We start from the raw sequence: 19,915 nt of genomic DNA, 5'->3' as shown, positions 1-19,915 counted from the left end.
TATGTTTTGACTATTGAGTAATTTAAACATTAGAGAAAAAATCTATAAATAATTAATATTTAATTAATAAAACCAACCTTTCATTAAATTAATGAAAGGTTTTTGTTTTTATCATTGATTATATATTAAATATTTTCTAATTTTATATTACTTAAAACCTTGTCATCATGAAAAATTTATTTTTTGCATGCACGCTGCTGATATGCAGTGCATTTGCTCCTGCCTTAAAAGCTCAGGCATCAGAACCTTTTTTAGGGCAAATAGCCTTTGTACCTTATAATTTTGCACCAAAATACTGGGCAGAATGTAATGGGCAGATCCTGCCTATCGCTCAAAATCAAGCACTTTTTTCATTGCTAGGAACTACTTACGGAGGAAACGGAACAACCACATTTGCTTTACCTGATATGAGGGGAAGAGTACTTGTTCATAACGGACAGGCTCCAGGAGGACCAACGACTTATACAATGGGACAAACCGGAGGTGCTGAAAGTGTAACACTATTGATAACACAAATGCCAGCCCATAACCACACGGTAAATGCCGTAACGGCGGAAGGAAATCAGAATTCTCCAACAAATAATCTTCCAGCAGACACCAAAGTTCTTGATAAAGAATATTCCGATGCAGCCGCTAACACCATCATGAAAAGCACAATGGTAGGAAACACAGGAGGAAATCAGCCTCATGAAAACAGACCTCCTTTTATTACTCTGAAATGCATCATTGCATTAGCAGGAGTCTTTCCATCACAAAATTAATAGTTATGAAAATTCTTTATTTATTATGTCTGATAGCCGGAAGCTCAGCTTTTGCACAGACCATAACATTTAGTGGATGTCCTAATCTGTTTGATAGCCCGCCTAATACTTACGTTTTTAACAAAACGGGAATAGATGCTTTTAGTAAAAATATTTATATGACGACTCCTGTTGATGGCGGACAAGATTGTAGTGGGTTAGGTACCTGTGAGTTTAAAATCCAATGGAATAACACCCTTACGAGATGGGAATTTCTTGGCGATGAAGGAAACGGAACTTTTACTACTCCTTATCTGATTTATTATAATTCAACGGGAAACAATTCTGTTCCGATACCTCCAGGTAACAGCATCGGAAGTTGGGTTGAAAATACCGTAATGACCAACGGACAATGTGGCGGAAACCTTACTGCAGTCAATTCCACCATGACGGGTGACGTACAGACCACAACATTGGGAACTTCAGATCTTTCTAAAAATAAAATTCAGATTTTCCCAAATCCTGTAACGGATTTCATTCGTATTTCGGGAATTGATGACGGCCTCTCTATTCAAATTTACAATATGGATGGACGTCTTATAAAATCTGAAATGTTTGATTCAAAAATTGATGTCTCACAACTTATTCCAGGCGGTTATATTTTAAAGATAAATACCCGGAATTTTCAAACTCACCAATTTAAATTCGTGAAAAAATAATCTGCTATTTTAAAAAGAGTAAATCTTTGAAGCTTTCGGAATTTCCGGAAGCTTTTATTTTTCCTGACAAGGAACATTTTTTGTATGAACTGTAGTATGCCTTCAAGTGTTGTACATCATTTCATTTATTTCCCGGATACTGAAATATTGAGAATTATATATCAGTCAGGAGGAGTTTATGACTACCTTAAAGTACCACCTTACATCATAGAAAAATTCGGAAAGGCAAGATCTAAAGGACAATTTTTGAACAAAGTCATTAAACCAAAATTTAAATACCGTAAAATTGAATAAAAAAATGTCTCCATTTCGATGGAGACATTTATAATATATTAAACTTTGATCAATTTATTTGATGATCAATTTTGAAGTTTTAGAATCTTTTCCGTTAGAAACCTGAATCATATATACTCCTTTTTCTAATTGCTGCTCAACTTTGAAAATACCATTTCCTTCTTCAGTTGCAGATGGGCTTGCTACCAATCTTCCTGCCATATCAGAAATAGAAACTTTCAGGTTTTTACCATTTTTAGCTTTAATGAAGATTTTATCTCCTGTTGCTACTGGATTAGGATAAACTGTTAAATCATTATTATCAGCTTTTACTTCGTTTGTTCCTAAGTTCGTAACAAATTTCACTGTATAGTCCTCAACCTGTCCGTACATTAATTGTCCACAAGGAGTCATGTTAGGATTCTCATCATCTACAAGAACTCTCATTCTTAATGGTGTATTCAACACTACTGAAGCAGGAGCTGTAATCGTAGTGCTGTAAGTACCTATTTCCGTAACTGGATCAGCTATAATATTATCAGCAGAAGCTACAAGTTCAGAAGCTTCAAACGTTCCATTATTATTATAGTCAAGCCAAACTCTTAGATCATTATTTGAAGCTGATACATTTACCTGAAGGTTATGTGTTCCTGTTGCTGAAAGTTCTGTAGAGGTAGCCTTCAGACAGCTTGCTCCTGTATAATCTTCATAAAAACTTGCATTATTCTGCCAAAATCCAGTAGTAGCGTTATTAATAGCACCTAATTTTACTAAGGTTGGTCCCACAAAATAATTATCCGGATTGGTTACTCCGGTTGGATTACATGTAGCAGCAATAGGAGTTCCTATAGCAGCGGCTGCAGAAGGTGCTGTTGCTCCTAATGAAGTACTTAGAGATCCCCTCATTAAGAAGAAATAAAGAGCAGCTCTGTCATGTTGTCCATTGGTAAATTTAAATGCTATAGGATTGGTATAGTTCATCATGTTGTACTGTACTCCCTGATAGTTTGCTCCTGTACAATAATTCATATCATTGTTAGTAGGTGCAGGATCATTCAGTAAGCTTCTTGATCTTTCTGTATCGCACACCTGATCATCGTCTACAGCACAGTTATTAGTTGTTGCGGGACAAAAATTTGTGGTGGCATCTCCTTGTGGCGCATCAGGATCTGCATCTCCAAAAGTATGAAGTAATCCCATACTATGTCCAAATTCGTGAGCCAAAGTAATATCATCCTGTAATGTAACCACAAAAGATTTCATGAATGATTCGTAGTTAGCATCAGCATTCTGAGGCAACCCAGCCCAGCCCATAATACCATAGGTTCCACCACCATCTACTTTATTCATAATATAGATATTAAAATAAGATGCTTCCGGCCAGTGTGGAGCAATAGTCTTTACTTGTGCTGTAGTAACTCCATTAGCACCACTACGCTTTACTCCATAAGTATCATATCCAGTAAGAGCCCCTCCGTTATATCGAACAATCCCTGTAGTTGCATTACAGCTAGGATCCCTTTTAGCCAATACCAATTTAATTGGCATAGTAGCAGCATTACCAAAATCTGCTGGAATTCCCTGAGCCCACTGATAAGTACCTGCGTACATTTGATTACAATGATCCAACCATGCTTGAATTTGTGCATCACTCTTATTGTAAGCTGTACCAATAGCAGCACCTGTAGGTGCTATTACGTGTACAACCACAGGAATTTCATAAACTCCATTTACAATTTTGTATGCACTTCCATTCTTACCAGCAGCATCTTGATTACCGCTAATAATTTTGTTACGGATATTGCGAACCATTGCATCAATTTCCGCGTTCTGTCTTTGGTGTACTCTCTGTTCATTATCAAAGTCACACCAATCTTTTTTTTGCTGTGCTGATACTGAAAGGGATAGTAACAATGCCCCACAAAGGATAGTTTTCTTCATTACAATATTTCAAAAAATTAATAGATTAAAAATTTACAATTTCAAGCATCAATCAATAGTATTTATTATCAATAGTCAGTATAAAATTTAAAATTTTATTACAGTTAGTAGAAAAACATTTATAATTGTTACATTTTAAACCAAAAATAAAATTAACGTAATTACAAACAGTATCTAATTATTTTATATTATTACTAATAAAAGACAACAAAAACAATAAATAAATTAATCATCAAAAACAAAAATACAAAACTAACCCACTACCAATCAACATATTAAATCAAAATTGCAAAATAAAAAAACCGCACGAATTGTGCGGTTTTTACTATATAAATTCAATGATGATTTTATAAAGAATAATTCGGAGCTTCCTGTGTGATAATTACATCATGCGGGTGAGATTCTTTCAATCCGCTTCCTGTAATCATTACCAGTTTAGAATCTTTTTGAAGTGTTTCAATATCTTTAGATCCACAATATCCCATACCAGCTCTTAAACCTCCTGTCAATTGGAAAATTACATCTTCCAATTTTCCTTTATGTGGAACTCTTCCTTCAATTCCTTCCGGAACGAATTTTTTAGCTTCACTCTGGAAATATCTTTCTTTACCTCCTCTCTTCATAGCGGAAAGACTTCCCATACCCTGGTAAGATTTGAATTTTCTTCCCTGGAAAATAATTTCTTCTCCCGGAGCTTCATCTGTACCCGCTAAAAGAGAACCAAGCATTACCGCTCCTGCTCCACTTGCAATAGCTTTAACGATATCTCCTGAAAGTTTGATTCCACCATCAGCAATTACCGTTACATTTTGTGACTTAGCATATTCGTAAACGTTATAGATTGCAGATAACTGAGGAACTCCCACTCCTGCAACCACTCTGGTTGTACAGATAGAACCGGGACCTACACCCACTTTAAGTACGTTAGCTCCAGCTTTAATAAGATCTTCTGCAGCTTCTGCAGTTACAATATTTCCACCTACAACATCAAGGTTTGGATATGCTTTTCTGATTTCTGAGATTTTGTCTAAAACTCCTTTAGAATGACCGTGTGCCGAATCAATGGCTACGATATCAACTCCTGCTTTTACCAAAGCCTCAATTCTTGCTAATGTATCTTCTCCAACTCCAACTCCTGCTCCTACGATAAGGCGGCCGTTCTGGTCTTTATTAGCATTTGGATATTCCAATTGATTATCAATATCCTTGATGGTAATTAATCCTACAAGCTTATTATCTTTATCTACAATTGGAAGTTTTTCAACTCTATTTTTAAGAAGGATTTCTTTTGCCTTTTCAAGATTGGTATCTTTGTCTGAAGTGATCAGATTTTCTTTGGTCATGATCTCTTCCACTTTCATATCAAGATTTTCCTGATATTTCACATCTCTGTTGGTAATAATTCCAATCAGAACATTATCATGATCTACTACCGGAAGACCTGAAATCTTATATTTTGACATAAGACTTTTCGCTTCTCCTAAAATATGATCTTTAGATAAAGTTACCGGATCAGAGATCATTCCGTTTTCGGAACGCTTTACACGGTTTACCTGAGCAGCCTGCTCAGCGATTGTCATATTTTTGTGAATAAAACCTAATCCTCCAACTCTTGCTAATGCAATAGCCAGATCAGCTTCAGTAACTGTGTCCATCGCAGCAGAAACAATCGGAACATTCAGCGTGATTTTGTCGGTAAGTCTTGATTTTAATGAAACTTGGTTAGGTAAAACTTCTGAATAAGAAGGGACTAGAAGAACGTCATCGAAAGTGATGGCTGCCTCTACAATTTTGTTATGAATAGACATCTTTACTTTCTGTGCAAAATTAGGTTATTTTAGTGAGATATGAAAATCCTTTTTAATAGTTTAAATAAAAATTAATAATCAATAACTTAAATCAAAAAACCGCTCTTTTGTCAGAACGGTTACGGTACAAAATAATTGAATATGTAGAAACTACTTGTTAAATTTAATTAATATGGCTGTTAATAGGTCTATTTTACCGGATTTCCATTTTCATCTAATTTCTCAATATGGGTCTGATTATTTTTATCGATGTAAACTTTTAATCTTACTTTCCCTTTTGTATCACGGATAAAAATCCCTACATCTCCATTAGCCATTTTACCGGCAAAAAATCGCTCATATCCCAGCTTGCCTTTTTCCTGCAGTTTTGCAAATGCTTTTTTTGAAGCTTCCGGATTATTAATTTTTTTGATAGAATCTCCAGCCTTAATAATATCTTCCAACAGAAAATCATCCGGCCTGTCCCAGAGTTTTAAACCATAGACTCTTTTTTTATCATTCCCTGCTGATTCAGAATATTGCAGCTGCATAATCTGATCTGTATTTCTCTGGTCTACAGAATATGCCATCCCTGATTCTTTTTCATCACCATCATATACAAGGCCGCCACATTCGTCTCCCATAGAATTGAAGAAAATAAGTCCTGCTTCTCTTTCACGGGGTTTCATTTGTTTGTGATTCACCAATCCGGGGTGCTGGCGTTCCTTATTACTGATCACCATTTTTAAAGTTCCATCCTTCTCAACGATATTGATACGTTCTACATCTATTTCCTTAAAACGTTCGTTGGAAGATGAGTTTTTGAATGCGAGAAAGAAAAACATCGCACAGAGTATGGTAAGTACAACGGCATAGATTTTAAGGATACGGACTTCTCTTATCAGTTTTTCCATGCTGTGAATTTTAGGGGATTAATGATTATTTAACGGAAACAGAATTAATCATTTTTGAGATATCATCAGGAGTAAAGTTTCCTTTCACATCTACAAATACCATATCATTATTATTGGAACCTACGGTGATCAGCATATTTTTAATAGCGTCTCCTTCTTGTTTTACCCTTATATTGACGTTATCTCCGTCATGCTTTATGGTAGCCCATTCTTCATAATGATTGTCGTTCAAATATTGAGTATAATCATTCAGCATTTCCTTACTTCCGTTTGTTACGGTAAGAACTTTTATTTTTGAAGTTTTTTTTACCAGATTAATCGTTTCCTCACTTTCTCCATCTTCTCTTAAAGCCTTCTTAATATAAGATTTAGCAAGAGCCGTGGGTACATTAATACTTGCAAACCGGGCTCCTTTGAAATCATATTTTGAGTTCTGAAAAAAGTCGATATTCGGTTTTTCTGAAACGATGCATGATTGAAGCATACCCAGCATCAGAATAGCGAGAAAAAAATGTTTAAGAGTCTTCATAGGTTAGTTTTTTATTTGATTTGTCTTAAGCTTCCCCCTGAAATTTTATCTACTTTAGCATCCAGCTCAGGGTTTCCTCTCAACCTTACAGAAGCTCCTGAAGAAACACTTACTTTTAGTTTATCTGTAACCAGCAGAGAAAGACTTGCACCTGAGGTAGATTCTACCACTGCTGTAGCAACCTTAAGATCATCTGCTTTACAAGATGCTCCACTGCTGATATCAATTACGGCAGAGGCTGCCTCTCCGGATATACTCACACTTGCACCACTTGAAGTATCCAGGGCCAATTTTGGAGTCTTAATATCAACATCCAGTACAGAACCTGAGCTCACAGCTACTGCTGCTGTCTGATTCAGATTGAATGTTCCTTTAATAATAGAACCAGAGTCTGCTTCAATTGCCAAACTGCTTTCTGTAACAGGATTCACTGCTGTAAAGACACTTCCTGATGATGTTTTTATAGCGCTAATACTAGGAGCGGAGACATTGACATTAAGATTTTTAAATCTCAGGTTTCGAACCCCTTTATTGTCGACATATATCTTTAAAACTCCGTTTTCCACTTTTGTGATGACGTACTGAAGCTTATCTGCATCCGCAATTACTTTTACACTTCTTGTATTTTCCTGTTTATAGGTAACATTTACCCCTACGCTGGCATCTATTTTTGAGAATTCACCTACGTTTCTGTTATCTCCATTCAGGTAAGATGATGTATTACCCGAAGTGAGATCATTTCTAACGGAGGTGGTTACCGTAGAAGTAGAAGTGGTTGTTTCACCAGAATTAATGATCTTGTTTACATCTGATAATTTCATTTTTCCGTTAAGAATAAAAATAATATTCTCTTCTTTGGAATCTACGTTGAACACCAAATTTTCAAGATAGTTATCTTTCTCTTCTTCAGCCAAGAATTTCATAGAAGTTCCATCACTGCTCATAGACATCAGCTCGTTGAAGTTTAAAGATTTTAAGGCATTGTTTACTCTTGCCGTTTTATCTTCATTCATTTTTATATTGGCAAGATTCTCATCTTTTAAACGATCCGGAAAAGTGATTTTAGGGATAATCAGAATCTTAAGCCCATCCACTTCGTTCAAAATAGGTTTTATTTTTCCGATATAAGCATCATCAACATCAATGGTATTCAGTAGCTTGAACATCGGTTTTTTAATATTGATAGAGGTTACTCTTCCATTTTTTTCAAAATCCTGAAAAAGCTTGTCTAATTTCTCAGTCTGTGCAGAATAAGTTGCAAAGCTGCTTAGCATTATGGCTATTAAAAAAAATATTTTTTTCATGGGATTGTTCTGATTTTTAGTATTCGCTGTCAATATTTTCATTTTTCTGAGAAGATGCTACTGTTTTTTTAAACTCAGTTCCTAGTTTCATAAAGGAATATTTGGCAACATCTATGGCTTCTTTTTCACTGCTGATTCTTTTGCCGTTTACAATTACATAGGAGTCATTGTATGCAGATGCAGAATCATTTAAACTTTTGTTATTTGAGGTATTGCTGACATATCTGGGTCTTGTTTCCTTTTTAAGTCTTCCTCTTTTTGGAAGGATTTCATCCATTACATCCTTTTCTGCTACCTGATTATCCTGAAAAACAGAATCTTTTTTCACTCCGGAAATAGAATCAGTATGATTCAAAGCAACCTGTTCCTGGTGATCACTGTTTTCTTCAATGAATCTGGACTTTTGCTTTAAGATTTCATCTTTTACCAGTTTTTCTTTATCCTGTGCATCTTTATTATTGTTATTCAGGAAGAATCCGATACTGAAAACCAGCATCACACTGGCGGCCATCCAGAACCATTTAGGAAAGGAGGGTTTCTTCTTTTCTTCCAATGGAATAACAGGCGCAATATGCTGTTCAGGCTCTGCACCTTCTGCAGTCTGAAGAAAGTCTTCAAAACTCCAGTCCATTTTTTCTTCCTTGATATTCTGGAAGACTTCGTTGTATTTATCTTGTAATTGATCTTTTTTCATAGCTCATCAGTTGTGAGATTTGTTCTTTTACTTTTTGTCTCGCACGCATCAGGTTTACCCTTACTGCATTTTCCTCCATTTCCAGCATTTCAGAAATTTCGGAAACATCATACTCTTCTACATCTTTCAAGTGGATGACCATCTTCTGTTTTTCGGGGAGCTGATTGATAAATCCTATAATATATTCCTTAAGGTTATCAACTTCCATACTATAAAGCTCCGAGCGATGAAGCTGCATATCCGCAAAGCCGATCTTGACATCGTGATGCTTCAATCTGTTCAGGCATTCGTTCCGGACAGACTTCAGCGCATAGGATTTAAAATTCCCGAATTGCCCCAGCTCATCCCTCTTCTGCCAAAACTTTATCATGAGATCCTGTACTACATCTTCTGCTTCATCACTGCTCATGACAAACCGCTTCGCAAAACGATACATCTCGTCTTTGAGAATAAACACCGTATTCTTGAAAGTTTCTTGGGTCATGAGTTTTGTTTCTTATAGGTAAGACAATTGCCGTTACAGATCTATTACATCAAAAATAAAAAAACTTCAAAAAAAATTGAAGTTTTTTATTATAATCGAATTAATACGTATCAAAAATATGTTTCAAAATTGCTTTATCCTCTTCTGTTAAAGGGATTTTTCTCCTTGCCATGGCTCTTTCTGCCACTTCATATACTTTATCCAGCCTGAATTTTTCATCATCTTTCAATCCGCCCCATGAATAGTTTTCCACAAGGTTTGGCGGAAAACCTGGCTTGAATATATTGGAGGCTACCCCAATTACTGTTCCCGTATTCAATTGGGTATTGATAGCTGTTTTGGAATGATCTCCCATGATCAGACCTGCAAACTGTAGCCCTGTATCTTCAAAAGCTTTTGTTCTGTAGTTCCAGAGTTTTACGTGGCTGTAATTATTTTTAAGGTTGGAAGAATTGGTATCAGCACCGAAGTTGCACCATTCTCCTATGACAGAGTTTCCAACGAAACCTTCATGTCCCTTGCTTGTATAACCGAAAATGATAATATTATTCACTTCCCCGCCTACTTTACAATGTGGACCGATAGTGGTTGCGCCATAAATTTTAGCGCCAAGGTTAAACTTTGAATCTTCTCCAAGAGTGATAGGTCCACGAAGATGACAGCCTTCCATTACTTCAGCATTTTTACCGATGTAAATTTTACCGGTCTTAGTATTCAAAGTAGAGAATTCAATTTCGGCGCCTTCTTCGATAAATAAGTCTTTCTTATCACCTAAAAAGCCATTGGTTGAAGATAGTTCTTGTGAAGTTCTTCCTTTGGTAAGCAGATCAAAGTCAAAATCAATAGCATGATGATTGTAGGTAAACAGATCTTTTGGTCTTTTAAAGAAAATAAGATCTTCCTTGATATCTGTCATTTTTTCAATCTGATGGAGAGAAAAATCTTTCATATTGATTTTAGCAGCGATCAATTCGTCTTCATACACCAACGCTTCTCCCTGCTTAAGATCCTTAATCTGTTGAATTACAGTTTCTGTAGGAAGGAAATTCGGGACTAAAAAGAGACTTTCTCTTTCCTCCGGACTTTTAAATTTATCCTGAAGATACATTTCCGTAAAGTAGGAAATCTCTGTATTTTCCAGGATTTTCTGCCATCTTTCAGAGAATGTAAGAATTCCGCATCGCATTGCAGCAACGGGGCGGGTAAAAGTAAGCGGAAGAAAGTCTTCCCAATATTGTGCGTCTGAAAAAACTAACTGCATCATTCAGTTTTTAAGTTTAAGGTTTAAAATTCAAGTTTAACAAATTTACAATAAAAAAAGTCTCCCAAAAATTGGAAGACTTTAATATTTTAAGTGTACAAAAATTACTTAGCGAATTTTTTGTATTTGTTCATGAACTTATCAACTCTACCTGCAGTGTCAACTAGTTTTACTTTACCAGTGTAGAAAGGGTGAGAACTAGAAGAGATTTCCATTTTGATTAGAGGATACTCTTGTCCTTCATACTCGATAGTGTCTTTTGTTTCTGCAGTAGATTTGCAAAGAAACACCTCGTCGTTACTCATATCTTTGAAAACAACAAGTCTATAATTTTCTGGGTGGATTCCGTTTTTCATAATACTATTTTTAAAAAAATTAAGTTTGCTTCCGAAATAGTAATGGATATTTCTCTGCTAAATTTTAGGTTGCAAAAATACAACATTTTTTCTAATTTCCAAATACTAGATTCAATATTTTTTTATTGATAAGAAATTCAAAGTATTTTCGTTAAATTTGGAACTTACTTAAACTTCAATTTCAATGAAATTCAAATTATTACTGGCTTTTTCCTTCTGGATGTTACTTGTAGCAGTATCATGTAATAAGGATGATATTACGTTTGACAGCCCTACACAGCAGCTAAGGTTCTCAAGAGACACGGTATTCTGTGATACGGTATATCACCAGGTGCGTTCAGAAACCTACGTTGTAAAAGTATATAATAATGAAGATAAGGATATCATGATCCCAAGAGTAAATCTTGAAAAAGGTTCTTCTTCATTATATAGAATCAATGTGGATGGAAAACCGGGTTATGATTTTCAAAATGTTCCTTTAAGAAAGAAAGACAGTCTTTATATTTTTGTTGAAATTGCTCCTCAAGCTACCGGACCAGAAGCGATTGCTGAGGACAAAGTTATTTTTACAGGACCTGCAGGACAGCAGCATGTAACGCTATTCTCTGTGGTACAGGATGCTGAATTCTTCATTCAGACTCCCGGCAACCCGAATGTGATTACCAATTCCACTACATGGAATAATAATAAAGCAAAGATCATCTACGGAAATCTTACCATCAATCCAAGTGTAACCCTAGATATAAATCCTGGAACTAAAGTATATTTCCACAAAAACAGCGGAATGAAAGTTTCTTCCGGAGCTGTTTTAAATATCAATGGAACTCAGGCCGACCAGGTTATTCTTCGTGGTGACAGAAATGATCCTTATTATGATACGATTCCTAAAAACTGGAATTCTATCAAAATGGAAGCAAATTCTACACTTAAAATGAACCATGCAAGACTTTTCGGAGGAACAAGAGGTCTTGATATGAGACAAACCAATGCAACCATCACCAATTCATTCATCCATACTTTCTTTGAATATGGAATTTATGCTGTTGGTTCAACTGTGAATGCCAATAACCTTGTAATGAATAATTGCGGTTTATCATGTATCGGTATTTTCAGAGGAGGAAAGCACAGCTATACTCATGCTACGATTGCCAACTATTCCAGAACAATGAGTTCTTTTGACAGAGCAGGAATTTTTGCAGCCAATGAGTGGAAGAATGATGCGGGACAATCAGAACAGGGTGCTTTGCAGCTGCTCGATATAAAAAACAGTATTGTATATTCTGACAGAGATGACGCCGTTCATTTTGAAGCAACCCCAGGACAACAGTTTGAGTTCTTACTTCAAAATTCATTAATAAAATATACGAGTGCAACGGGAGCTGGCTTCACTTTTGACAACAATCCAAATGTGGTACAAACAACCAAAAATACTGATCCGCAGTTTGTCAATTATTTTATGGCTAAAATGAATTTAAGAGTAAAACCGGGTTCTCCAGCTCTTGGAAAAGGAAATGCAGCTGTTGCAGCAACAGTACCTTTCGATATCGTGAATGTATCCAGAACTACAAACCCAACACTGGGAGCTTATCAATAATGGAAATTACCCAATTACAGCAGCAGGTAGATGAATGGATCAAAACCATTGGTATAAGATACTTTAATGAGCTTACGAATATGGCGATGCTGACAGAGGAAGTAGGTGAAGTGGCAAGAATCATTGCCAGAAGGTACGGTGAACAAAGCGAAAAGGAAAGCGATAAAACGAAAGATCTTGGTGAAGAACTGGCAGATGTACTTTTTGTAACGCTTTGCCTGGCCAATCAAACCGGAGTGAATCTGCAGGACGCTTTTGACAGAAAAATGAAAATCAAAACTGACCGGGATAAAGACCGGCATCAGAATAATGAAAAATTGAAATAATTATCAATTATGAGTTATGAATTATAAATGAATTTGTAACTCATAATTTTTTTAATATCATGTAGATAATAATGAAGAAGCTAGAAAAATCAAAATTATCAGGAGAAAAAACAGTACAGATCAGCGGTTCGAAAAGCATTTCGAATCGTTTATTGATTCTGGAAAGTCTGTTCAGTAATATAAAAATTGGAAATCTATCTAATTCTCAGGATACTCAATTGCTAAAGAAAGCATTATCTGAGGATACTGAAGTGGTAGACATCCATCATGCAGGAACGGCCATGCGTTTTCTTACTTCTTATTATTCTATCCAGGAAGGGAAGACGACTATCCTTACCGGCTCGGGAAGAATGAAGGAAAGGCCTATCAAAAATCTGGTAAGTGCTTTGAGGGATCTTGGAGTAGAAATTGAATATATGGAGAATGAAGGTTTTCCCCCTTTAAAAATTACAGGAAAAAAGATCACCCAGACTTCTGTGAGTGTTCCTGCCAACATTTCAAGCCAGTTTATCACATCTCTGCTTCTTGTTGCAGGAAAGCTTGAAAACGGACTGGAAATTAATCTTGTAGGGGAAGTTACTTCAAGATCTTATATTGAAATGACTCTTGATATTCTGACAAAATTTGGAATTCAAAGCAGTTTTGAAGGGAATACCATCAAAGTAGAACCTTTCACTCCTGACAACAATGGAGAAGTAGTACATTATGAAGTAGAAAGCGACTGGAGTTCGGCTTCTTACTTCTACTCTATCTGTGCATTGGGAAAAGAAACCATCCACCTGAAAAGTTTTTACAAAGAGTCAACGCAGGGAGATTCTGCAATTGCCAACATTTATGAAAAATTCTTCGGGATCAAAACAACATTCTCTGAAGGTGAGCATAAACTAACACTGGAACCTCAGCCAGATTTCTCTTTTCCGGAAAAAATTATCCTGGATATGAATGACTGTCCTGATATTGCACAAACACTTTGTGTAACGGCAGCAGCCTTAAAAATACCTTTCGATATTTCGGGATTGGGAACTTTAAGAGTAAAGGAAACCGACAGACTTCTGGCCTTATATAACGAGCTTGAAAAACTGGGTACTGAAACAGAAATTACAGATTTAACCATCAAATCAATCCGTTTTGGTGAGCCACAAGACAACATCTCGATCAAAACCTATCAGGATCATAGAATGGCCATGAGTTTTGCTCCATTCTGTCTGATTAAGGAGCTTAACATTGAGGATGAAAATGTGGTAGAGAAATCTTACCCAATGTTCTGGGAAGATCTTGAGAGTATACTGACTCATTAATTAAAACTATAAAGTGTGGTAATTTGAAAAAGGATTTTTATTTCGAATTACCACATTTTAATTATACTTATAATAATGAAATTTGTCTTTCCCTTTTTGGTTATCTTATCTGTGACGAGCTTATCTGCTCAGAGTCTGAAAAATTTTTCGCTCCCAAAAGGATATACCCAAATCGCAGAAATCAAAGGTGATCTTGACAAAGACGGAAAAGATGAAACTGTCTTGGTATTCGATACAAATATAAAAGCATCAGACAGTCAAGATCTGGAAGGTACAAGTGATTATAAAAGAGTTTTCTATATTCTGAAAAACGAAAACGGCAGCTCTACCATCTGGAAAGAAAATTCCACAGTCCTTTTCTCAAGCGGATTCGGATTTTATCCTTCTGATAATGATCTTGGAATCAAAATAAAAAATAACTGTCTTATTATTGAACAACAGTTTTTCACCAATTCAAGGCATACCCAACACTATACACATACCTTCAGGTTTCAGAACGGAGATTTCTTTCTGATAGGTTCATACGATCATTTCGAAGACACCTGTGATTTCAGTTTTACGAATGAAATCAATTTTTCTACGGGTAAGGTGATAGTTGATAAAGCCTATTCTTCCTGTGATGACGAGACCAAAATACCTAAAAACTTTCATAAAGAGTTTACCCATAAACTTCAGAATTTGATCAGAATGAATGATTTCAAAATCGGGGAACATAAGTTCAAAATTCCCGGACTGAAGGAGGATTTCGTTTTTTAGGATGGAAGATTGAAACTGAATGCTGGATATTACTTTTTGCTTATTTTTAAACGCAAAGTAAAATAATTCTATCGTCATATTAAAGTGAGCTAAGAAACGGACTATGTCGTGGATGAAACTTGACTTATACATCCATTTAGAAAAAATCAATGAAATTGATTTCATCTTCCTCCATATTTCCGGATCAAAAAATAAACTTTGCGTTAATAAAAATCTGTCTTGCAACTTCCTGACTTTATACCAACTTAATTATCTATTAAAGTTAAATTAACTCCTCATGTTTTGATATATTCTTATTTTTAAGCTGCATTAAAAAATAAAAAAACTATGTTCAAACAAAACATGAGACGTTTTACAGCCATTACTCTTGGGGTTGTGACTGCGTCTATCTTTTTTTCCTGTTCAAACGACAGCATGATGGAAAGAGATTCCAATGAAAACAGTGTCGCTTCTTTGGCTAAAGCAAGTAATAAGGCTTCCTTATTACCTATCGCTATGAATAGCTGGATGTCTGGTCTTCAGGATAATATTTCAATTTCAAAAATCTCCATTCCCGGGACTCATGATTCAGGAGCACGCGTAGATACCCCTGTTGTATCAGGTACGGCTAAAACTCAAGACCTCAGCATTGCAGAACAACTTAATGCAGGAGTCCGTTTTCTGGATATACGTTGCAGACACATTGACAATGCTTTCGCTATTCATCACGGAGCGATTTATCAAAATCTGAATTTTGATGATGTGCTTAATGCTTGCTATGCATTCCTTAACAGTCATCCATCAGAAACAATTATTATGTCTGTGAAGGAAGAGTATGATGCATCCAACACGACCAGAAGTTTTGAGCAAACCTTCGACTCTTATGTACAGAAAAATCCTTCTAAATGGGATCTTGGAGCAAATATTCCTACATTAGGTTCTGTAAGAGGAAAAATCAAATTGTTGAGAAGATTTTCTTCAGGAACAACGAAAGGAATCAACGCTTCTCCGTGGGCAGATAATACGACGTTTGATATCAACAATTCCGGCGTACAATTGAAAGTTCAGGATTATTATAAGGTTACAAACAATGATGATAAGTGGAACGGAATTTCCAGTCTGCTTAATGAAGCCAAAAATGACACGAATGGTAAACTTTTCGTGAATTTCACCAGCGGTTATAAACCTGGAATCTTTGGAATCCCAAGTATTCCTACGGTATCCAACAATATTAATCCAAAGCTTAAAACATTCTTCCAGACTAATACTCAGGGATCATTCGGAATAATGCCGATTGACTTTGTGAATGCAGAACTGTCTGAATTAATCGTGAAGACCAATTTCTAAATTATTATTTGTTAGATATATTCAAAGGCGGTCTCTCTTTTGAGGCCGCCTTTTTTCAGATTAGATTAAAACAAAAAAGGCTGTTTCAAAAACGAAACAGCCTCTCTTTGTAAAAGTAGAAGTAGTAAAATCAAAAGTTATTTCTTAATTCCGTAAGCGGCCAATATCTTGTTGAAGATCTCCGTATTTTCGAACAATCCTGTAAATTCTTTAGAATTCGGTCCGTAAGCAAAAACACTTGACGGAATAGACGTATGATCATTAGTACTGAAGTTTCCGAATATCCAGCCATCTTTCAGGCTTCCATCCAGAAGAGTTAAGCCTCCGGTTTCATGGTCACCTACCACAATGACCAGGGTTTCTTTATTTTCGTCAGCAAATTTCATTGCTTTACCAACTACATGATCAAAATCCAGTAATTCTGTAACCAGCTGCTCGATATTGTTGCTATGGCCGCCACCGTCAGTTTGTGAAGCTTCTATCATCATAAAGAATCCGTTTTTATTATTCTTTAGATCATTTAAGGTAAGATCAAACGCATCAGCAAGCCAGTTTCCTCTTCCATTGGTTATTCTTTGTGAAGCCAGAGGATCAATAACCAAAGTACCGTTCTTTATTGTAGTGACTGATTTCAAGTCCTGAAACAGATCAATCTTCGCTTCTTTAAATTTCTGCAGATTTTCCTGAGATAATCCGCTTGTAGGACCACCGATAAGAATTTTAGCTTTTGAAGCCGCAAAATCTTTCAGAATAGGTTCTGAACTGTTTCTGTTATCTGAATGTGCATAAAAGTCAGCAGGTGTTGCATCTGTAACATCACCGGTAGAAATCAATCCGGAAACCATTCCTTTCTCAGCAATAATATCAGGAATTTGTGCGAGCGCTTTTCCCATATTGTCAACCCCTACAAAAGTATTTTTAGTTTTCACTCCTGTTGCAAATGCTGTAGAACCCGGTGCGGAATCTGTAATATAGGCATTGGATGAATTGGTCTTGGAGAGCCCTGTGGATTTCATGTTGAAAACATTCAACTTTCCTTTGTTGGCTGTAAAGGCAGCATAATATTGCGGCAAAGAAGTTCCATCCGGAATAAGAAGGATAACATTCTTTACTTTTTTTTCTACTCCGTCTGATGCATAAGTCGGGGTATAAGTGCTGTATTCTTTGGTATTTTTATAAAAGCTTTTCGGAATAGCGTTCATGAATTTTTTAAGATCAGGAATATGATCAGTATTGATATAATCTACTCCTATGTCCATAAGATTCACCCATGCATTCGGAAAATCGGGAGCTCCGTAAAAACGCATTGGTTTTTGCTGGGAATGTGCTTTTTCAACAGCAGTTTTAATCTTTGCGGTTTCTTCATCTCTTGGTATTCCTTTTCCGTTCCATTTTACCAATCCGGGAAGGTCTGCACTGAACATCCCTACTCTTTTTAACTGATCTTCAGAATAGTTTTTATCTAGGTCTCCATCAAAGAAAAGATAGTTCGGGTAGTTTTTAAAATCTGCCGGCTGAGGTCTTCCTCCGGTAATCACAATTTTAATTCCTGAATTTCCTGTGATCTCAGGATATTTCTTTAAGGTAGTGACCAAAGCAGCCAATGATGTTTTATAGTCTTGCTTAATATCAATCAGCAGCTGAAGTTTCTTACTGGCATCCGGATAGATATTCCCTTTGTTCAGCTTAATCTGTTTTGAAATATTATCGAGATAAAGATTTTCCAGGGTTCTGTCTGCAGAAAGTTCTTTTTCGGTATGAGCCACCCAAAGTTGACCTTTTACAAGAAATACATCTGCTTCTATAGAACCAAAGTTGGCATAATAAGCCTGCCAAAAAGGGATCTCCTGCATATAATCATTATGTGAATGTGCATTGCCAACATTGTAGTTTAAATAATTCTGTGCCTGATTTTTGGAAAAAACAGCCAGGGCCAATACAGCCAAAATTTTTGATAATTTCATTCGTATACCATTGTTATTTTTATAGGGCAAATAAGACATCCTAACCCTATACCTGTGAAAAAACTATATCATCACAGAACCTTCTGCAATGATATAGTGGCTTATATATAAAAGATTAAAAATGTTACCAGCCTTCATTTTGTTTAATGATCCCATGACTGTTTACGATTTCAGCCTGCGGAACGGCCCAAACATTATGTACAGCTGGATTAAAGTTTCTTGCTGCCCACACAACCTGTCCATTGATACCGTGCAGAGGCTTTGCATACGCTGCCTGTGCATCTCCCCAGCGTACAAGGTCTCTGTGTCTGTCTGCCCATTCACCTGCCAGTTCACAACGTCTTTCGTGTTTAAGATCAGCCATTGTACATCCGTTTTTCGGAGATAAACCGGCACGTACTCTGATCATATTGATTTCCTGGTCTGCAGATTTCCCCTGCATCAGTGAAGCTTCTGCTTTGATAAGGATCACCTCAGCATAACGCATGATAGGAACGGCAAGATCAGTACACGGATAATCTCCGTTAGCACTCACGTGACCACTGTTCAGCTGATATTTGAAAGCATCCATATATTTATTGAACTGGTATCCGGTAAGAGAATTGGAAGAAGCATATATTCTTTCTTTTCCATTGAAGGTAAATTTGTCCCCTACTTTTAGAATCGAAGCACTTCTTCTAAGATCTCCTGTTTCATATTCGTCATAGAGTTCTTTTGTCGGCTGGAAATATCCCCAACCGTTATATTCTCCCCATCCTTTATTTTCAAGCATTACGCCCGGAAGAATACTTCCCCATGATGTAAACTTGGGAGTTCCGGGAATAGACCAGATATATTCTGAACTGTAGTTATTATCTGCTTTGAAAACATCAGCAAAATTCCCTAGCAAAGCTCTGTTTCCTTTTGTCATCACTTCATTAGCCCAGAATTCTGCATTCTTCCAATCCTTCATAAACAAGTATACCTTTGCTAAAAGTGCCCATGCTGCAGCTTTATGGGGTCTGCCGTAATCTTTTGCAGGAAGTTCTGCCTGAGTAGGTAACAATTCTGCTGCTCTTTTCAGGTCGTTTACAATGTAGGTGTAGTTTTCCATCACATTGGCTGCTCTCGGAATCGGGTTTGGATCCGGATCTTTTGAACGGTCGATAATAGGAATTCCCGCTTTTTCATTTCCATAAGAGTAAGAAAGTTCAAAATACATTCTGCTGCTCATGAACAAAGCTTCACCCAGATATTTATTTTTAATGGCTTGTGAAGTCTGGATGTTATCAACATTACGGATCACACGGTTAGCTACTCCAATTACGTTGTATCTTTTGTTCCATTGAGTTTCAAGATCTCCTGCTGCGATGTAGTTACTGCTAAAGTTTTTTGCATTATCTGCTTCACTTTTTGCCCTTCCGGTTACCATATCATCACTGGCATTGATAAACCAAAACAGACCTCTTCCGTAAAACTCTCCGTCAAATAATGGTTTATACATGGCATTGGCTCCGGTAATCAGATCATTTTCCGTTTTCCAGAAACTGGCTTCAGTAGGCGTTCCTTCAGGCTGAACATCCAGCTCTCCTGTACACGATAAAAGCATTACGGATATTCCTGATATTAAAAATATTTTATTGAAAAATTTCATTTTTTTACTTTTTATT

Annotated in this window: 19 protein-coding genes; 8 read left to right on the top strand and 11 right to left on the bottom strand. The window is 36.3% G+C overall.

Features of this window, described 5'->3' with window-relative positions:
• The first annotated feature begins 167 nt into the window (after positions 1-167).
• The 3 genes from GFU89_RS05930 to GFU89_RS05920 all read left to right on the top strand — a co-directional run bounded on the left by GFU89_RS05930 (position 168) and on the right by GFU89_RS05920 (position 1,753).
• Entirely contained in the window at positions 168-761 is a 594-nt protein-coding gene (locus GFU89_RS05930; RefSeq protein ID WP_318846280.1) for a phage tail protein, read from the top strand.
• A gap of 5 nt (positions 762-766) precedes the next feature.
• A complete protein-coding gene (locus GFU89_RS05925) occupies positions 767-1,459 on the top strand; it encodes a T9SS type A sorting domain-containing protein (RefSeq protein ID WP_318846279.1) in 693 nt (230 codons plus the stop codon).
• Positions 1,460-1,543: 84 nt separating this feature from the next.
• Positions 1,544-1,753: a KTSC domain-containing protein gene (locus tag GFU89_RS05920; protein WP_318846278.1), complete on the top strand. Its 210-nt coding sequence runs from the start codon at positions 1,544-1,546 to the stop codon at positions 1,751-1,753.
• A gap of 54 nt (positions 1,754-1,807) precedes the next feature.
• Here GFU89_RS05920 and GFU89_RS05915 read toward each other — a convergent pair whose 3' ends face one another.
• The 9 genes from GFU89_RS05915 to GFU89_RS05875 all read right to left on the bottom strand — a co-directional run bounded on the left by GFU89_RS05915 (position 1,808) and on the right by GFU89_RS05875 (position 11,002).
• Positions 1,808-3,673, bottom strand: coding sequence for a GEVED domain-containing protein (locus tag GFU89_RS05915; RefSeq protein WP_318846277.1), 1,866 nt, complete (start codon positions 3,671-3,673; stop codon positions 1,808-1,810).
• 347 nt (positions 3,674-4,020) lie between these two features.
• Positions 4,021-5,481 (bottom strand): IMP dehydrogenase, encoded by a 1,461-nt coding sequence (guaB, locus tag GFU89_RS05910; RefSeq protein WP_318846276.1) that lies wholly within the window; start codon positions 5,479-5,481, stop codon positions 4,021-4,023.
• Positions 5,482-5,669: 188 nt separating this feature from the next.
• Positions 5,670-6,374 (bottom strand): hypothetical protein, encoded by a 705-nt coding sequence (locus tag GFU89_RS05905; protein ID WP_318846275.1) that lies wholly within the window; start codon positions 6,372-6,374, stop codon positions 5,670-5,672.
• Positions 6,375-6,399: 25 nt separating this feature from the next.
• A complete protein-coding gene (locus GFU89_RS05900; protein WP_318846274.1) occupies positions 6,400-6,903 on the bottom strand; it encodes a DUF4252 domain-containing protein in 504 nt (167 codons plus the stop codon).
• A gap of 11 nt (positions 6,904-6,914) precedes the next feature.
• Positions 6,915-8,207, bottom strand: coding sequence for a DUF4252 domain-containing protein (locus tag GFU89_RS05895; protein WP_318846273.1), 1,293 nt, complete (start codon positions 8,205-8,207; stop codon positions 6,915-6,917).
• Positions 8,208-8,223: 16 nt separating this feature from the next.
• Positions 8,224-8,901, bottom strand: a complete 678-nt coding sequence (locus GFU89_RS05890; RefSeq protein ID WP_318846272.1) for a hypothetical protein — start codon at positions 8,899-8,901, stop codon at positions 8,224-8,226.
• Complete coding sequence (locus GFU89_RS05885; protein WP_318846271.1) at positions 8,876-9,385, bottom strand: sigma-70 family RNA polymerase sigma factor; 510 nt, start codon at positions 9,383-9,385, stop codon at positions 8,876-8,878. The genes GFU89_RS05890 and GFU89_RS05885 overlap by 26 nt, the downstream gene beginning before the upstream one ends.
• A gap of 100 nt (positions 9,386-9,485) precedes the next feature.
• Positions 9,486-10,646, bottom strand: coding sequence for a GlmU family protein (locus tag GFU89_RS05880; RefSeq protein WP_318847152.1), 1,161 nt, complete (start codon positions 10,644-10,646; stop codon positions 9,486-9,488).
• A 104-nt stretch (positions 10,647-10,750) separates the two neighbouring features.
• Positions 10,751-11,002 (bottom strand): type B 50S ribosomal protein L31, encoded by a 252-nt coding sequence (locus tag GFU89_RS05875; RefSeq protein ID WP_047489008.1) that lies wholly within the window; start codon positions 11,000-11,002, stop codon positions 10,751-10,753.
• A gap of 184 nt (positions 11,003-11,186) precedes the next feature.
• Here GFU89_RS05875 and GFU89_RS05870 point away from each other — a divergent pair, with 184 nt between their 5' ends.
• The 5 genes from GFU89_RS05870 to GFU89_RS05850 all read left to right on the top strand — a co-directional run bounded on the left by GFU89_RS05870 (position 11,187) and on the right by GFU89_RS05850 (position 16,302).
• Positions 11,187-12,596: a hypothetical protein gene (locus tag GFU89_RS05870; protein ID WP_318846270.1), complete on the top strand. Its 1,410-nt coding sequence runs from the start codon at positions 11,187-11,189 to the stop codon at positions 12,594-12,596.
• The gene (locus tag GFU89_RS05865) at positions 12,596-12,922 is read left to right on the top strand and encodes a nucleotide pyrophosphohydrolase (protein ID WP_318846269.1); all 327 of its coding nucleotides are present in this window, start codon (positions 12,596-12,598) and stop codon (positions 12,920-12,922) included. The genes GFU89_RS05870 and GFU89_RS05865 overlap by 1 nt, the downstream gene beginning before the upstream one ends.
• A gap of 71 nt (positions 12,923-12,993) precedes the next feature.
• Positions 12,994-14,220, top strand: a complete 1,227-nt coding sequence (locus GFU89_RS05860) for a 3-phosphoshikimate 1-carboxyvinyltransferase (protein WP_318846268.1) — start codon at positions 12,994-12,996, stop codon at positions 14,218-14,220.
• A gap of 75 nt (positions 14,221-14,295) precedes the next feature.
• Entirely contained in the window at positions 14,296-14,976 is a 681-nt protein-coding gene (locus GFU89_RS05855) for a hypothetical protein (RefSeq protein WP_318846267.1), read from the top strand.
• A gap of 327 nt (positions 14,977-15,303) precedes the next feature.
• Entirely contained in the window at positions 15,304-16,302 is a 999-nt protein-coding gene (locus tag GFU89_RS05850) for a phosphatidylinositol-specific phospholipase C (protein ID WP_318846266.1), read from the top strand.
• Between the two features lie 137 nt (positions 16,303-16,439).
• On the opposite strand, the gene GFU89_RS05845 is transcribed toward GFU89_RS05850, so the two are convergent.
• Both GFU89_RS05845 and GFU89_RS05840 read right to left on the bottom strand, forming a co-directional pair.
• Complete coding sequence (locus tag GFU89_RS05845; RefSeq protein ID WP_318846265.1) at positions 16,440-18,266, bottom strand: alkaline phosphatase; 1,827 nt, start codon at positions 18,264-18,266, stop codon at positions 16,440-16,442.
• Positions 18,267-18,390: 124 nt separating this feature from the next.
• A complete protein-coding gene (locus tag GFU89_RS05840) occupies positions 18,391-19,899 on the bottom strand; it encodes a RagB/SusD family nutrient uptake outer membrane protein (RefSeq protein WP_318846264.1) in 1,509 nt (502 codons plus the stop codon).
• Between the last annotated feature and the right edge of the window lie 16 nt (positions 19,900-19,915).

The sequence above is a fragment of the Chryseobacterium sp. JV558 genome (assembly GCF_033712365.1).
Taxonomy (GTDB): domain Bacteria; phylum Bacteroidota; class Bacteroidia; order Flavobacteriales; family Weeksellaceae; genus Chryseobacterium.
Note: the sequence above shows the minus strand (reverse complement) of the source record. Positions and strands in the feature narration are given on the sequence as shown.

Excerpts from the sequence above, each read along its gene's own strand:
- GFU89_RS05905 (WP_318846275.1), bottom strand. The coding sequence starts at position 6,374 with ATGGAAAAACTGATAAGAGAAGTCCGTATCCTTAAAATCTATGCCGTT.
- GFU89_RS05925 (WP_318846279.1), top strand. The coding sequence starts at position 767 with ATGAAAATTCTTTATTTATTATGTCTGATAGCCGGAAGCTCAGCTTTT.
- GFU89_RS05855 (WP_318846267.1), top strand. The coding sequence starts at position 14,296 with ATGAAATTTGTCTTTCCCTTTTTGGTTATCTTATCTGTGACGAGCTTA.
- GFU89_RS05840 (WP_318846264.1), bottom strand. The coding sequence starts at position 19,899 with ATGAAATTTTTCAATAAAATATTTTTAATATCAGGAATATCCGTAATG.
- GFU89_RS05875 (WP_047489008.1), bottom strand. The coding sequence starts at position 11,002 with ATGAAAAACGGAATCCACCCAGAAAATTATAGACTTGTTGTTTTCAAA.
- GFU89_RS05850 (WP_318846266.1), top strand. The coding sequence starts at position 15,304 with ATGTTCAAACAAAACATGAGACGTTTTACAGCCATTACTCTTGGGGTT.
- GFU89_RS05870 (WP_318846270.1), top strand. The coding sequence starts at position 11,187 with ATGAAATTCAAATTATTACTGGCTTTTTCCTTCTGGATGTTACTTGTA.
- GFU89_RS05890 (WP_318846272.1), bottom strand. The coding sequence starts at position 8,901 with ATGAAAAAAGATCAATTACAAGATAAATACAACGAAGTCTTCCAGAAT.
- guaB (WP_318846276.1), bottom strand. The coding sequence starts at position 5,481 with ATGTCTATTCATAACAAAATTGTAGAGGCAGCCATCACTTTCGATGAC.
- GFU89_RS05885 (WP_318846271.1), bottom strand. The coding sequence starts at position 9,385 with ATGACCCAAGAAACTTTCAAGAATACGGTGTTTATTCTCAAAGACGAG.
- GFU89_RS05930 (WP_318846280.1), top strand. The coding sequence starts at position 168 with ATGAAAAATTTATTTTTTGCATGCACGCTGCTGATATGCAGTGCATTT.
- GFU89_RS05880 (WP_318847152.1), bottom strand. The coding sequence starts at position 10,646 with ATGCAGTTAGTTTTTTCAGACGCACAATATTGGGAAGACTTTCTTCCG.
- GFU89_RS05920 (WP_318846278.1), top strand. The coding sequence starts at position 1,544 with ATGAACTGTAGTATGCCTTCAAGTGTTGTACATCATTTCATTTATTTC.
- GFU89_RS05860 (WP_318846268.1), top strand. The coding sequence starts at position 12,994 with ATGAAGAAGCTAGAAAAATCAAAATTATCAGGAGAAAAAACAGTACAG.
- GFU89_RS05900 (WP_318846274.1), bottom strand. The coding sequence starts at position 6,903 with ATGAAGACTCTTAAACATTTTTTTCTCGCTATTCTGATGCTGGGTATG.
- GFU89_RS05865 (WP_318846269.1), top strand. The coding sequence starts at position 12,596 with ATGGAAATTACCCAATTACAGCAGCAGGTAGATGAATGGATCAAAACC.
- GFU89_RS05915 (WP_318846277.1), bottom strand. The coding sequence starts at position 3,673 with ATGAAGAAAACTATCCTTTGTGGGGCATTGTTACTATCCCTTTCAGTA.
- GFU89_RS05845 (WP_318846265.1), bottom strand. The coding sequence starts at position 18,266 with ATGAAATTATCAAAAATTTTGGCTGTATTGGCCCTGGCTGTTTTTTCC.
- GFU89_RS05895 (WP_318846273.1), bottom strand. The coding sequence starts at position 8,207 with ATGAAAAAAATATTTTTTTTAATAGCCATAATGCTAAGCAGCTTTGCA.